Source organism: Hyalangium versicolor, assembly GCF_020103695.1.
Lineage (GTDB): Bacteria > Myxococcota > Myxococcia > Myxococcales > Myxococcaceae > Hyalangium > Hyalangium versicolor.
The window spans coordinates 41,235-56,876 of the sequence record NZ_JAHXBF010000035.1; the positions used below are offsets into that span (position 1 = coordinate 41,235).

6 protein-coding genes are annotated in these 15,642 nt (G+C 68.0%); 5 read left to right on the forward strand and 1 reads right to left on the reverse strand.

The genetic code is table 11. The features are described 5' to 3' along the window. The first annotated feature begins 3 nt into the window (after nt 1-3). The 5 genes from KY501_RS45830 to KY501_RS45850 all read left to right on the forward strand — a co-directional run bounded on the left by KY501_RS45830 (nt 4) and on the right by KY501_RS45850 (nt 14,349). Nucleotides 4-1,887, forward strand: a complete 1,884-nt coding sequence (locus KY501_RS45830; RefSeq protein WP_224371177.1) for a hypothetical protein — start codon at nt 4-6, stop codon at nt 1,885-1,887. Nucleotides 1,888-2,090: 203 nt separating this feature from the next. After that, entirely contained in the window at nt 2,091-7,394 is a 5,304-nt protein-coding gene (locus tag KY501_RS45835) for a trifunctional serine/threonine-protein kinase/ATP-binding protein/sensor histidine kinase (RefSeq protein WP_224371179.1), read from the forward strand. A gap of 72 nt (nt 7,395-7,466) precedes the next feature. Next, nucleotides 7,467-8,687, forward strand: a complete 1,221-nt coding sequence (locus KY501_RS45840; protein ID WP_224371181.1) for an energy transducer TonB — start codon at nt 7,467-7,469, stop codon at nt 8,685-8,687. Nucleotides 8,688-8,848: 161 nt separating this feature from the next. Continuing rightward, the gene (locus tag KY501_RS45845; protein WP_224371183.1) at nt 8,849-11,620 is read left to right on the forward strand and encodes a hypothetical protein; all 2,772 of its coding nucleotides are present in this window, start codon (nt 8,849-8,851) and stop codon (nt 11,618-11,620) included. Nucleotides 11,621-11,751: 131 nt separating this feature from the next. Beyond that, complete coding sequence (locus KY501_RS45850; RefSeq protein WP_224371185.1) at nt 11,752-14,349, forward strand: hypothetical protein; 2,598 nt, start codon at nt 11,752-11,754, stop codon at nt 14,347-14,349. A 3-nt stretch (nt 14,350-14,352) separates the two neighbouring features. Here KY501_RS45850 and KY501_RS45855 read toward each other — a convergent pair whose 3' ends face one another. After that, a complete protein-coding gene (locus tag KY501_RS45855) occupies nt 14,353-15,558 on the reverse strand; it encodes a hypothetical protein (RefSeq protein ID WP_224371187.1) in 1,206 nt (401 codons plus the stop codon). Between the last annotated feature and the right edge of the window lie 84 nt (nt 15,559-15,642).

Consider the following 15,642-nt stretch of genomic DNA (forward strand, 5'->3'; position numbering starts at 1 on the left):
CGCATGGCAATCACCGTGCACGCACTGCGCGATCGGCTGAGCCGGGCCCTGGGTTTCCTGGATGCCCCGGCCGAGCTTCAGGAGGGCGAGAGCGGGGCAGGGGCAGGAGTGCTGTTGCTGTTGCCGCTGCTGCTCGTGTTCCCACTGTTGCTGTCCGGGCTCTTTCGGGCTGCGCTCGGCGTCGGCATCTCCACGGGCCTGGGCCTGGGAGTCATCGTCGCGGGAGCTGTCCTGGCCCTGGTCTTCCTGAGCGGAAGGCCGAAGGTGGAGGATCGGTTCCTGCTCGTGCAGTCGGTGTTGGTACTCGCCGCGGCCATGGTCATCGTCGTCTGGGCGCTGTACACGCCCGCCTTCGAGGGCATGGTGTCCGTGGGAGGCGGCGACGCGGGCAACCACGTCTCCCTCAAGCGTCATTTCATCGAGACCGAGCCGGACACCTACCAGAAGTTCGTCACCTTCTATGCGCTCACGCACTGGCTGGAGGTGTTCTTCGGCCTGGATGCCTTCGAGTCATTCCGCGCCGGCTTCTACGCGATTCCCCTGCTGGTGACGCTCTGCCTGCTGGCGGCGCTCGCGGCCGTGTCTCGCGCGGGGGCTGACAGAGGCAAGGCGCCCGCGAGGCTGGCCCAGTGGCTCTTTCTGGCCGGCTTCGGAGTGCTGGGGACCAACATCCTCTTCCGGGTGCTGCACTACCATCAGGCCGACGGGTTCTATGTCCACCTGTTCGGGCTGGTTCCCACCGTCCTCTGTTGGGTGCTCTTCGGGCTGAGCCGCACGCGTGCGCTGCGCGTGGCGATGCTCCTGTTCGCCATCGTCCTCCACCGGTTCACCTATGGGCTCAACCTGGGAGACGTGGCCGCCGTCAGCGCCGTGCTCACGGCCGTCGAGGCGGGCGGGGTGTCGCACTCCAAGCGCCTGCGCTGGGGGCTGATCGCGCTGGCTGTCGGGCTCGGTGGGGCCGCGGCCTTTGCCTACCGGACCCTCTGGCAGCTGCACCCGGTCTGGGGCGCCATCATCGCGCCTGAGATCCACGCGATGATCCGGGGCGAGGCCTTTCTGACGGTGCTGCTGCTGATCCTCCCGTTCGCCGCGCGCCGGATGGGACTGCCACTCGGTGCCGAGGGGGCCCGGCTCGCCCGGTATGCGGGAGTCTTCGGAGCCATCAACACCTTCATCCAGTTCCTCTATCTGCGGATGGGGTTCAAGCCGGAGTATTACCTCTTCAAGTACCACCTGCACGGCATGGTCCTGGTCTTCGGCGCGGCGCTGGTCCTGATCTCCGCGCTCGCAGCTCAGGCCCTCGTGCAGTGGGGGCAGCGGAAGCCTCGGGCGAGCCACGCAGTCCTCGTGCCCCTCGTCGCGCTCTGGGGCATCGCCCTGTTCAACCTCTACGCCGCCTGCAGGCCCTACCGCGACAGCTTCCACGAGCGGAGGTTCGGCACCCCTCCCTGGCGCTGGCTCCAACCCCTCGTGGACAGGGAGGGCCAGCGGCGCATCGAGGCCACGCTCGCTCGCGAGGGTGCTGCGTTCGGCGGGCTGCTGGCTCCCTCGTGGCCGCTGATGAACTTCATGAACGCCAGCCTGCGCCGCACCGTCGACGCGGACCCGCTGCTCTTCGGGTGGCTCCAGTACACCCACGGTCGGGTGCGGCAGGAGCCTGGCTTCTGCGTGTTCTGGTACGCCACGGACGCGGACTTCGCCGGGTACGCTGCGGATCAGGCAGAGCAGGGCGGAGAGCTGGCTGATGTCACCCAGGCGCTCCACAACCTGACTGGGCGGCGCTGCGAAGACTACCGGGCGGGTTGGGATGAACAGCTCGCGCTCCGACTCTGCTACCTCTGCGAGCCAGCACGCCCCGTCAACGGAAGCGAGACGCCGCGTCCTTAGTTGGGCAGGTGGGCGTTTCCCCTCCGTTGATCGAGTCCAACGGTCATGGGGTATGCTTTCAACAGCCACAGTGCGATCTGAACCGGGGGGCGGATTTGGATCCACTGTCATGACGAGTCTGCCGCTGTCTCCGCGCCCGCCTGGATGATGAGCAGCCCAGGTTGATCCCCGCGGCTCGGCCCGACTTCGAGAGCACATCCATCATGTTGAACATTCCTGGTTACACGCTGCGAGGCTCGATCAAGGCCACCAGTAACAGCCTGCTCTTCCGGGTGGTTCGAGACACTGATGGCCTGTCTCTCATCCTCAAGACGCCCGTGGCCTCCTCCCTCGGGCCGCGCGAGACCGAGCGCTATCGCCGGGAGTTCGGCATCCTCCAGCGCCTGCACGACGTGCATGGCATCACCCGGGTCCACGCCTGTGAGCGCGTCCACGATCGGCCCGTGCTCCTCATGGAGTCGGTGGAGGGCGTGCCGCTGTCCGAGTTGACCGGCAAGCCCTTCGAGCTGGGGCGCGCGCTGGAGCTGGGCATCGCCCTGGCCGGCACCCTGGCCGAGCTGCACCGCCGCGGCGTCATCCACAAGGACATCAAGCCCTCCAACATCATCATCACCCCCAGCGGAGGGGCGTGCCTGATCGACTTCGGCATCGCCACCTTCCAGCTCGTCGAGCACGTGGATGCCGCCCCGGCCTCGTTGGTGGAGGGAACGCTGGCCTACATGTCTCCCGAGCAGACCGGGCGCATGAATCGCTCGGTGGACTACCGGACCGACCTGTACTCGCTGGGCGTGACGCTCTACGAGGTGCTGACGGGCACCCGTCCCTTCCACGGCCGCGATGCGCTCGAGTGGTTCCATGCCCACATGGCCATCTCCCCCTTGCCGCCGATCGAGCGAATCCCGGGCCTGCCGCTGGTGGTGTCCGAGATTGTCATGAAGCTGCTGGCCAAGGTGGCCGAGGAGCGCTACCAGAGCGCCGACGGGCTCAAGGCGGACCTCGAGCGGTGCCTGAATGCGCTGCGCCGGGGCGTGAGCGAGGACTTCCCGCTGGGGAGGAATGATCACCCCACGCACTTCCAGCTCCCGCAGCGCCTGTATGGGCGTGATGCCCAGGCGGCGGTCCTGCTCCAGGGATTCGAGCGCGTGGCGCGTGGCGGGCGGCCGGAGCTCATCCTCGTGCGCGGCTACTCGGGCATTGGCAAGTCCGCCGTGGTGAATGAGCTGCACAAGCCCGTGGTGCGCCAGCGTGGCTTCTTCCTCAGCGGCAAGTTCGATCAGTTCCAGCAGGCCATCCCCTACGCCACCCTGTCCCAGGCCATTCGAGGGCTGACGCAGCAGCTGCTGGCGGGGACCGATGAGGAGCTGGCTCGCTGGCGCGAACACCTGCTGAAGGCGTGGGAGGGGCTGGGGCAGCTCCTCGTGGATGCGGTGCCACAGCTCGAGCTCGTCGTGGGCAAGCAGCCTCCCGTCCCGGAGCTGCCTCCGGCCGAGGCGGTCCACCGCTTCAACCGGGTGTTCCGCCAGTTCCTCGGCGTCTTCGCCACCGAGGAGCACCCCCTCGTCGTCTTCCTGGATGATCTCCAGTGGGCGGACCTGGCCAGCCTCCGGCTCCTTCAGCACCTGCTCACTCACCTCGAGACGCCGCCGCTGCTGTTGATTGGCGCCTACCGCGACAACGAGGTGGGGCCGGCGCATCGGTTGACCCAGGTGCTGGGAGAGCTGCGCGGGGCCGGCGCGCGGATGACGGACATCCAGTTGGAGCCGCTGAGCCTCTCGGAGGTGGAGCAGTTCGTCGCCGACACGCTGCCTCAGGCCGGGGTGGACATCGTCCATCCGCTCTCGGTGCTGGCGCGGGAGAAGACGGGGGGCAATCCCTTCTTCCTGTTGCAGTTCCTGCTGACGCTCAACCAGGACGGGCTGCTGGTGCGCACTCCCCAGGGCGCCTGGCGGTGGGATGCCGAGGCCGTCCGGGCCAAGGGCTACTCGGACAATGTCGTCGACTTCATGGCGAGCAAGCTGCGCCAGTTCCCCTCGGTGACACAGCACCTGCTGCGGCTGGCCGCGTGCGTGGGCAACACCTTCTCGCTCTCGATGCTGCGCATCATCTCCAACATCCTCGACCCGGCCGAGGTGGAGCAGGGCCTGGAGCCCGCGTTCCTGGAGGGCATGCTGGTGCGCGCGGGCCCGGATCAGTACCGCTTCCTGCACGATCGCATCCAGCAGGCCGCCTACGCCCTCATCCCCGAGGAGGAGCGCAAGGCCGTGCACCTGCGCATCGGCCGGCTGTTGCTGTCCAGCCTCTCGCCCGAGGAGGTGCGCGAGAAGCTCTTCGATGTCGTGAGTCAGTTCAATGCCGGAGTCGTGCTGCTCGACAGCGACGAGGAGCGCCACCGCGTGGCACGCCTGAACGCGGAGGCCGGGCAGAAGGCCAAGGACTCGACGGCGCTCAGCTCGGCCATCGACTACTACACCACGGCCTTCCAGCTCCTCCCGGGAGACCCCTGGCAGAAGGATCCGGAGCTGGCCTTCAAGCTGCAACTCGATAAGGCGGGCTGCGAGTTCATGCTCGGCAACACCGTCGAGGCGCGGCGCCTGGTGGACGACTTGCGGCCCCGGGCGCGCACCCCCACGCAGTTGTCCACCGTCTACAAGCTGAAGAGTGACATCCACGTCGCCCGCGGGGAGATCCAGGAGTCCTGTGACTGCCTGCTGGAGGGCCTGAAGCTGTTGGGCACGCCGCTGCCGGCGCACCCCACCTGGGAGGAGGTGGAGAAGTCCAACGAGGAGGTGAAGGCCCTGCTGGGCAACCGCTCCATCGAGAGCCTCGTGGAGCTGCCCCTCGTGAAGGATCCGGAGCTGGAAGCGGTGATGACGGTGCTGGGCGCCATGCTCACCTCCACGTTCTACACGAACCCCCACCTGCTCATCCTCCACCTGAGCCGGATGGTTGCCCTCAGCCTCGCGCGCGGCAACGTGAACGCCTCCATCGACGGGTACGCCGGGTACGGGCTGGTGCTGGGGCCCTACTTCAAGCGGTATGCGGAGGGCTATGCCTTCGGCAAGCTCGCGTGCGATCTCGTCGAGCGCCACCAGCTGGGTGCCTTCCGCGGCAAGGCGCTCATCTGCCTGGAGACGATCAGCTACTTCACCCACCCGCTCACCGAGGCGCAGGCGCTCATCAGCAAGGCCTTCCAGTTCGGCATCCAGACGAGTGACTTCCAGGTTGCGGGCTATTGCTGCAACCACATCGTCACGAACCGCCTCCACATGGGGCATGCGCTGGACGAAGTCTGGCAGGAGTCCGTCGCGCGGCTGGCCTTTGTGCGCAAGGCGGGCTTCGTGGACATGCAGGACACCATCCACTTCACCCAGCGCTATGTGCAGCAGCTCCGAGGGCTCTCGGACTCGTTCAGCACCCTGAATGGCGAGGGCTTCGACGAGGCCGCCTTCGAGGCCACGCTGACTCCCGAGCGGATGAGCGCCACGCGCTGCTGCTACTGGCTCACGAAGATCCAGTCCCGCTTCATGTGTGGCGCGTACGACGAAGCCCTCGCGCTGGCTCCCAAGGCCACGGAGCTGGCCTGGTCCATGCTCAGCCACATCCAGCTGCTGGATCTGCACCTCTTCCACGCCCTCTCGCTGACGGCGGTCTTCAAGAACCTGCCAACGGAGGAGCGGCCCGCGGCGCTCAAGACGCTGCGGCGGCACCAGCAGCAACTCGCGGAGTGGGCCGCCAACTGTCCATCCACGTTCCTGGCGCCGGAGCGGATGGTCTCCGCGGAGCTGGCCCGCATCACGGGCCAGACGGTGGAGGCCCTGCATGCCTACGAGGCGGCGTACCAGTCGGCGCGCGAGCACGGCTTCATCCAGAACGTGGCCCTCGCGTGCGAGCTCGCGGCCCGCTTCTGGTTCGAGCAGCGGGTGCCCACCCTCGCGGAGCCCTACGCGCAGAAGGCCCGCGAGGCCTACGTGAGCTGGGGTGCGCGCGGGAAGGTCCGGCAGCTGGATGCCCAGTGGCCCCACCTCCGCCCGGCTTCCTCCCGCGAGTCGACCGTCGCCGATACGGACTCCACGCAGATCGACGCGCTCACCGTGGTGAAGGCCCAGCAGGCCATCTCCGGCGAGATGGTCCTCGGGCGGCTGGGAGCCACGCTGCTGCGCGTGGCCATCGAGAATGCGGGGGCCCAGCGCGGGGCCCTGCTGCTGCCGGGCAGCGACAAGCTCGAGGTGGCGGCCATCTTCGGCACCTCGGGGAAGGACTCCACCGCGGCTTCGGGCGAGCACTCCCTTCCGTGGACGCTGATCTCCTACGTCAAGCGCTCACGCGAGCACGTGCTCATCGGCGACGCCTCCCAGCCTCACGCCTTCTCGGCGGACCCTTGGTTCGAGCAGAGTCACGCCCGCTCCGTGCTCTGTCTGCCCCTGCTGCGGCGAGACGAGTTCCGCGGTGTGCTCTTCCTGGAGAACAACCTCGCCACCAACGCCTTCACGCCGTCGCGCATCTCCCTGCTCGGGCATCTGGCCTCTCAGGCTGCCATCTCCATCGAGAATGCCCGCCTCTACGGGGAGATCCAGCGCACCGAGGCCGCCCTTCGCCGCGCCAATGACGAGCTGGAGAAGCGGGTGGAAGAGCGCACGCGCGAGCTCAAGCAGGCGCAGGCCCAGGTGGTGGAGACGGCCCGTGCGGCCGGCATGGCGGAGGTGGCCGTCAACGTGCTCCACAACGTGGGCAACGTCCTCACCAGCGCCGTCATCAACCTGGAGGTGATGGAGGCGACGGCGGGCAGCATCCACATGGAGCGGTTGAAGCAGGCCATGGCCCTGCTCGAGGAGCGCCGCGGCGACCTGGCTACGTTCCTCACCCAGGAGCCCAAGGGCATCCAGCTCGCGGACTATCTCTTCGCGCTCACGGATCAGCTGCTCCTCGAGCGGAACTCGCTCCGCGAGAGCATGAAGGAGATGGGCAAGCACATCGAGCACATCCGGGCCATCGTGCAGGTCCAGCAGACCTACGCTCGCAGCACGATCATCACCGAGGAGTGTGAGCTCTCCAACCTCGTCGGGGATGCGCTGAGCATCCAGATGCCGGCCCTCCGGCGCCACGGCGTCGACGTCACCCAGGAGCTGGTGACCCTGCCCACGGTGCTCCTGGACAAGCACAAGGTGCTGCAGATCCTCGTCAACCTCATCAGCAACGCGAAGAACGCGATGGGGGCCCTGCCCGAGGGGGAGCGGCACATGCACGTGCGGCTCACGGCGGAGGGGGACTTCGCGCGGATCCAGATCTCGGACACCGGGATGGGGATCGCGCCGGAGAGCCGCGATCGGCTCTTCTCCCAGGGCTACACGACGCGAGAGGGCGGGCACGGCCTGGGCCTGCACTCCAGCGCGCTCGCGGCGACGCTCCTGGGCGGCCGCCTCATGTTGGAGAGCGATGGGGTGGGGAAGGGGGCCACGGCCACGTTGGAGCTCCCCCTGAAGGGCCCCCGGCGCCAGCGGGCTTTATAAGAGACAGGGGGAACCAGGCTGCCGCCCCTGACCCCTGGCGGGCACGAGCCATTTGGGTCATTTTTGAGGGGTATGAAGCCCGGCCCCTCTCGCCTCAGGCTTGCCCCTGCACTCCTGGCCTCGGTGCTCCTGCACCTGGCCATCGCGCTATGGTTGTGGCTCTCCGAGCCCCGAGCCTCCGAGAGGCCGAGCCCCGTGGCCGAGCGTGCGCAGCCGAACCTCGTGGAGCTGGACTTCACGGACGTACCGCTCGCCTCACCGCCTCCCCCGCAGGCTCCCGCGACCCATGCGCCGAGCCCTCCCCGCTCTGTCATCCGGCCCGCGCGCAGGCAGAAGCCCGCCGAGCCTGTCGCTGAGCGTCCCAGCACTGCCGAGCCCACCCCGCCTCAGCCGCCTCGGGAGGAGCGTCCCGCAGCGGGGGCAGGGGAGGGGGATGCTCCGCGCAAGCTGGTACTCGTCCCTTCGTGGCCCGCGGGCGTTCCCGGCGCGGGTTCTCCCGCGGAGCCAGAGTCCCGAGGGCGGACCTTGCACCCGGGGGATCCGTCCCTGGAGCCCGAGTCCATTGCCGAGACGGGGGAGCGGCTCACCGCGCGCGTCCAGGACTGGGCGGACGACGGAGCCGCCTCGGCCCGCGCGGGGGGGATCGGCCAGCACCCCTACTTCGATGCGGTCCGCGGCTCCATGGAAGGTGCGCTGGGAAAGACCGAGGGGGGTGATGCTCGGGACCTGGGGATCCGCAACCCCATGGCGGGCATCGTGAAGAGCTACACGCAGGCCGCCGAGCAGTACGCCAAGACGGGGAACCCAGGAGGAACACCCCCTCCGGTTCCCCAGCAGAGTGAAAAGCTCGCGCAGCTGTTCGGGAACGAGCCCGCGGCGAACCGGCTGCGCATCATGGCGCAGGCGCGCGAGACGCTCGACGCGCTGAACAACCGAAGCGCCCTCCTCACCGTCACCCTCGAGGTGCGCCAGGCCCGGAACGGCGAGCTGCTGGATGCGAAGCTCACCGAGCTCTCCGGCAATGATCGCTTCGATGCCTTCGTGCTGCGCGTCGTCCCGGGCGCGCTCGGAGGGATGACGCCTCCTCCCGAGATGGCGCTCCGGGGACGCGACTTCCTGCGGACCCAGTGGCAGGTGGAGGGCTGGCTCTACACGCCCCCAGAGATGATGAAGGCCGTCTCCTCCCTGGCCGCGGGGCAGCTCTCGCTCCCGTTGGATCTGATCTTCCAGCCCGAGAAGGTGATGGAGCGCTCGCGCTTCGAATACCGGGCGCGGCTGCTCAAGGTCTACTGACGCGGGAAATCCGCTGGGTTCGTAACGTTACAAAATTCATTGCCATGTGAACGTTCACAGCCTAATATTCCAACTAACTGGCTCTGTCGGAAAAGTCCGCAAACCCAGGGCCGGAGTTGTCCTTACATCCGCATACCCCCTCTCCCGAGTTCAAGGACGCCATGGCCATTCGCACGACCTCTCGCCCACCTCCGCCGCCTCCCCCGCCGCCGAAGAAGGAGGTCAAGCAGGAGCCGAAGAAGGAGGTCAAGCAGGCCACCAGCGGGCTGAAGACGGCCGAGGACACGAAGAAGCCAGCGGACACAGCGAAGACGGCGACCGCCACGCTCACCGAGGGCGTGCAGAAGGCCACCGAGACGGCCAAGACCGAGACGGCCACGGCCACGGCGACGCTGCCCAGCGGGACCACGGCGGCCACGCCCGCGCAGCCGACCCAGACCCAGCTCGAGCAGCAGAAGGACGCCTTCACGGTGGAAGGCACCGCGAAGCGCAGCGCGGTGAGCCTGTTGGCGAAGCCCGAGGGCACCTCCTCGGTGGACGTGCTCCCCGAGGCTGAGCTCCCCAAGGAGATCGGCACGCCCACGGGGACTCCCCAGGTCAAGGCCGCGGTGACCACTCCTGAGGTGACCACCACGCAAAGCGCCGCCGTCACCACGCCGAACACCCAGTCGGCGGTGACCGGTGAGGAGCGGGCCGCGCAGGATGTGAACGTTCAGACCGTGGCGGATGATCGCGCCCAGATCACCGAGACGCAGACGGCGGTGAAGAACGAGACCACCCAGCAGGCCAACGACATCATCGGCGGCACGGGGCAGTTACCCGAAGGTGCCTCGGTCACCAAGCTCAATGACAACGAAGCGGAGCTGATCCGCAAGGACGCGCAGGGCAACATCGTCGAGCGCACGCGGGCCACGCGCGGGACGGATGGCTCGGTGAGCCTGGAGTCCCAGGGCTTCAAGGATGGAGTGAACACGCGCACGCGCACGGAGGTGACGGCGGATGGCGGCACGCGAGTGCGCAACGCGCAGTGGGAGAGCCAGGCGAGCGAGATGAACACCCAGCCGTCGCTGGATGACATCGAGCAGTCGCGCGACGGGAAGTTCACCTACAGCGACAACCGGGTGGGCGAGAAGGACGCGACCGGCAACTGGGTGGCTGCGGGTCAGGGCCAGCTCACAGTGGAGGAGTACGCGCAGAGCAAGGGCGCGGTGAAGGGCAGCGAGACGACCTACACCTCGCAGAACAACAAGGACTACATCGACGGCTACCTCCAGGGCGCCTTCAAGGATGGCCAGATCGACCGCGCCACCACGAAGACCTACTCCATCGAGGCGCCCAAGGAGGACGGCACGCAGCCGACTCCGCAGTACCAGAAGATCGAGCGCTTCTCCCAGGGCGACCTCCAGGCCACGTCCATCGTCGACAAGGAGATGAAGAACGAGAACAGCACCGACACCCCGCTCTACGTAGAGCCGGGCTTCCCGGTGGAGGGGCACTACGCCGAGTACGACAAGGCGATCGGCAACCAGTCGCACAACCGCGCGGACCTGGCGAACCTGCGCCAGGAGCACAAGGACAGCGGCTGGGAGGCGCAGTTCGACGCCAACAACGACGTCGGTGAGAACAAGCAGCCGCCGAAGCGCTGGCTGGTGGAGATGCAGAAGGATCCGAACACCTACGCCTCGCAGACCTTCGTGGAGGGAGCGCCCAACGCCTCCATCAGCACCCTGCGCCAGCGCGACGGCAACACGGTGAAGGAGACGTACGGCGGCAAGACGTTCTCGCCGGACGGCAAGGACCTGGTGGACGTGAACGGCAGCTCCACCAGCAAGTACGGCGCGGACGGCAAGCTGGACCAGCTGGACGTCACCCGTGTGGACCGGGACGGCTCGAGCCAGGAGAGCCACTACACCCGGACCGCGGAGCAGACGGCGGAGGGCACCAGGTACACGGAGAAGACGGACAGCAAGTACCTGGACAAGGACAACAAGCAGACCACCACCAAGCTGGACCACGTCTCGCTGCAGACCGCTGATGGCTTGAAGGACATCAGCATCCACAGCGAGGCGACCAACGCGGATGGCACCGCCATCCACGACGTGGACGCGAACGGCGACCACCTCAAGGTCCAGGCCCAGGGAGACTCCGAGCCGCGGGACATCACCAACCCGAATGAGTTCCGCAGCGAGCAGGAGTCCACGTTGGCGGCCACGGCCGCGGCCGGCTCGAAGGCCCTCGCCGAGAGCGGCGTGGTTGTCTCGGGGTTGACGGAGAAGTACCTCACCGCGCAGGCCGCGCTCGGCAACAAGCTGGGCGACACCCTGAATGCCGCCAAGGGAGCCACCAAGGTGTTCGAGGGGCTCGTGGGCGCCACGGGCATCGTGGCTGCGGGCATCTCCATGGGCCAGGCCGTCAAGGACAAGGACAAGGCCGCCATCGGTCTGGCGTCCACCCAGATGGCGGGCGCGACCATGGAGCTGACCTCCGCGGCGAGCGCGGCCGTCAAGCCACTGAGCGGGTTGAAGGCGTTCGAGCAGCTCGGAGCCGCGGGCGCCGTGGTGGGCGGGGCCGCCGGAATCTGGGAGGGCGCCACCAACGTCGACAAGGGGCTCGAGACGGGCCTCACGGGCCAGATCGCCAAGGGCGGCGTGGACATCGTCGCGGGCGCCGGAGCCATCGGCGCGGCGCTGCTGGGGGCGCCGGTGCTCGGCGCGGCCATCGGCGTCGGAGGCTTCGCCATCAAGAGCATCATCGACATGGTCGCCGACGATCAGCACCAGATCGGCGAGCTGCGGATCGATGACGAGGGCTTCACGCCTCCGCAGCCCCAGACGCCCGAGCAGGTCGCCGAGCAGCGGCATCAGGAGGAGCTGGATCGGCAGCAGGCGGAGGAAGAGGCGTGGCTCAACGCCTTCGCCAACACGAACAACTGAGGCTCTGACGAAGAGCAGAGGGGCGCCCCACGAGGACGGGTGGGGCGCCTGGTCACAGAGGTTTCCGAGCCGCGGTGTCGGCTCGGATCGTAACGTTACGAAAATCCCCTTCTTGGAGTGCAAAGACGACCATGGCCATTCGCACGACTTCTCGCCCACCTCCGCCGCCGCCCCCGCCGCCGAAGAAGGAGGTCAAGCCGGCCACCAGCGGGCCCCAGCAGTCGCAGGGCGCTCAGAAGCCCGCGAATGCGGTGCAGACGGCGGCCGGCACGCTCACTGGGGCAGTGCGGAAGGACTCCTTTGAGTTGGAAGGCACACCCAAGCGCGGTGCGGTGAACCTCCTGGCGAAGCCCTCGGCTGGCCCCGAGGTGGAAGGGATCCCTGAGATCGGCGCGCCCCAGGAGATCGGCGCGCCCGAGGAGATCGCCAACAAGGAGGTGCTCACCGTCAACGCCGCGGCCAACACGTCGAACTCCCAGACGCTGACCGGTGAGCAGCGCGCGGAGGCGGACGTGAACGTCCAGACGGTGGCGGAGGATCGCACCAAGGTCTCGGAGATGCAGAACGCGCTGAAGAACGAGACCTCCCAGCAGACCAACGATCTGATCAACGGCACGGGGCAGCTGCCAGAGGGGGCCTCGGTCACCAAGATCAACGACAACGAAGCGGAGATGGTGCGCAAGGACGCGCAGGGCAACATCGTGGAGCGCACGCGGGCCACGCGCGGAGCGGACGGCTCGGTGAGCCTGGAGTCCCAGGGCTTCAAGGACGGAGTGAACACCCGCACCCGCACGGAGGTGACGGCGGATGGCGGCACGCGAGTGCGCAACGCGCAGTGGCAGAGCCAGGCAAGCGAGATGGACACCCAGCCATCGCTGGATGACATCGAACAGTCCCGCGATGGGAAGTTCACCTATACCGACAACCGGGTGGGCGAGAAGGACGGCAACGGCAACTGGGTGGCCGCCGGCCAGGGCCAGCTCACGGTGGAGGAGTACGCGCAGAGCCAGGGCACGGTGAAGGGCAGCGAGACGACCTACTCCCAGCAGCAGGACAAGTCCTATATCGATGGCTACCTCAAGGGGGCCTTCCAGGACGGCCAGCCCATCGACCGCGCCACGACGAAGTCCTACTCCATCGCGGCGCCCCAGGACGGCCAGCAGGCGCTGCCCGCGTACCAGAAGATCGAGCGCTTCTCCCAGGGGGAGACCCAGGCCACCTCCATCGTGGATAAGGAGATGAAGGACGAGTACACCACGGACTCGGACCTCATCTTCGGCAACGGCAAGCTGGAGACCGCCGAGTACGCCAAGGCCGCGGGCGGCAACCAGCCCCACAACCGCGCGGACCTGACGAACCTGCGCCAGGCGCACAAGGACAGCGGCTGGGAGCAGAAGTTCGACGCCAACAACGACGCCTACGAGCCGGAGCAGGCTCCGAAGCGTTGGCTGGTGGAGATGAAGAAGGATCCGAACACCTACGCCTCGCAGACCTTCGTGGAGGGAGCGCCCAACGCCTCCATCAGCACGATTCGCCACCGCGAGGGCAACACGGTGACGGAGAACTACGGCGGCAAGACGTTCTCACCGGACGGCAAGGACCTGGTGGACGTGAGCGGCCAGTCCACGAGCAAGTACGGCGCGGATGGCAAGCTGGACCAACTGGACGTCATCCGTCAGGACCGGGACGGCTCGAGTCAGGAGCACCACTACACCCGGACCGCGGAGCAGACGGCGGAGGGCACGAAGTACACGGAGAAGACGGACAGCAAGTTCCAGGACAAGGACCTCAAGCAGACCTCCTCCAAGCAGGAGCACGTCTCGCTGCAGACCGCTGACGGCTTGAAGGACCTCAGCATCCGGAGTGAGGCGAGCGGTCCGGCGGGCACCGCCGTGCATGAGGTGAACGAGAACGGCGATCGGCTCACGTTCCAGAACGCCCAGGGCGAGGTGCGTGACATCACCGCGGCCGGGCAGTTCCAGAGCGAGGACGAGGAGAACCTGGCGGTGACGGCCGCGGCCACCTCGAAGGCCATGGCCGAGGGCTCGGTGGTCGGCTCGGGCCTGCGTGAGAAGTACCTGAACTCCCAGGCCGCGCTCGGGAGCAAGGTCGACGACGCCCTCCGGGGCGCCAAGAACGCCACCAAGACGTTCGAGGGGCTCGTCGGCGTCACGGGCATGGTGGGCGCGGGCATCTCGTTGGCCGACGCCATCAAGGAGAAGGACGCGCCCGCTGCGGCCCTGGCGGGCTTCCAGCTCGGAGGCTCGGCACTGGAGACGACCGCGGCGGCGAGCGCGGCCATCAAGCCCTGGGCCGGGTTGTCGGTGTTCGAGCGCATGGGCACGGCGGGAGCCGTGGTGGGCGGCGTCGCCGGCATCTGGGAGGGCGCGATGAACGTCAAGGAGGGGCTCGAGACGGGCCTCACGGGCCAGCTCGCCAAGGGCGGCGTGGACATCATCGCGGGCGCCGGAGCCATCGGTGCGGCCCTCATGGGCGCACCGGTCCTCGGCGCGGCCATCGGCTTCGGCGGCTTCGTCATCAAGAGCATCATCGACGTCGCCACGGATGATCAGCACCAGATCGGCGAGCTGAAGATTGACGACGAGGGCTTCACTCCTCCGCAGGCGCTCACACCCGAGCAGGTCGCCGCGCAGAAGCAGGAGGAGGAGGCGCGGAGGCAGGAGGAGGAGGAGTACTGGCTCAACCCCTTCGTCAACCCCGTGGGCTGAGGCTCAAACGGCGAGGTGGTGGGTGACCTGGAGGCGCAGGAGCTGTTTGGCCAGCTCCTGCACATCCTTCGTGTCGGGATCCGCCAGCCGCTTGCGGCCGCCGGTCCTCTTGTCCGCGGTGGCCAGGTAGAGCAACTGGCGCACGTGCTTGTTGGTGAGCCGGGGGTTGAGGCGGCGCATGTGGGCGATGAGCGCGCCGAGCTCCGCCACCGTCAACCCGGCCACCATGACGAAGTCGGCCGAGCCCTCGTCGGGCTCGAGCGCCACGCCTATCAGCAGCGGGTGCAGCAGGAGTGAGCGGGTGAAGTCCAGGTTATAGGGAATCTTCAGCCGCTGGAGATCGGCCAGCATGGGGCCGGTGTCATGGCCCGGTACCACGGGCTGCACCCCCATGGCCTCGTAGCGCTGGAGCACTTCGTCGTAGCGCTGCCAGGCCTCGATGCCCTGGGGGCTGGCCTGGAACTCCTCGAAGCCCAGGTGAACCTCCGCCATGAGCTCGCGGATGATGGCCGCATCGCCCGTGGAGGGGGGCATGCCCAGGATGTTGAGCAGGGTCGCCTTGCGCGCGGGAATGGTGCTCGGTTCCTTCCAGAGCAGGTGGGTGAACGCGCTCTCCGAGAGAGTCAGGCTCAGGTTGACGACTCCGAGCCGGCCCGGATTCTTGGCGAAGTTGGTCAGCCGCTCGTGCGCGTCCTTCATGCCGTTGAGCAGCCGCTCGATGACGACGCTGCGCAGCTTCGCGCGGCCACCCAGTGCAGGACGCTCGCCGGTGGTGCTCTCGCGCTCCGTCACCTTGCGCTGCTGCTGGGGGACCTCCGGCGCTACAGGAGCTGGCGCCTGTTGGGCCGTCCGCTCTTGACCGTAGGGCGGGGCCTGCGTGCCCTGTCCCTGGAGGCGCTCGAGTGCGGCGCGGCCGGAGGGATCATTTCTCTCCTGCAGGCCGTCGAAGCCGCCACTGGCCGTGCCCAGCGAGCCGCCGGCCAGGCCCTCCTGGCCTTGCGCGCCCCCTGCGGCAGGGCCGCCCTTGCCCTTGGCTCCGCCCTTGGCTGCTGCACCTCCCGCCTGGGGAGAGCCCTTTCCGGAATCCGCCTTGGCAGGTTCCTTCTGGGGGGCTTGCTGCTGGAGGGGGCGAACCGTGGGGCCCTGCGAGGTACCTGGCCGGGGAAATGCCGCGGGAGGGGGTTGCGGCTTGGTGGACCGGACACTCATGACGGAGGGTTCCTCTACACGGCGAAACCCTGGAAGGGGGCTTCCAGGGTTCGAGTGCAGCTATCCCATCACGTCAGGCGTCGC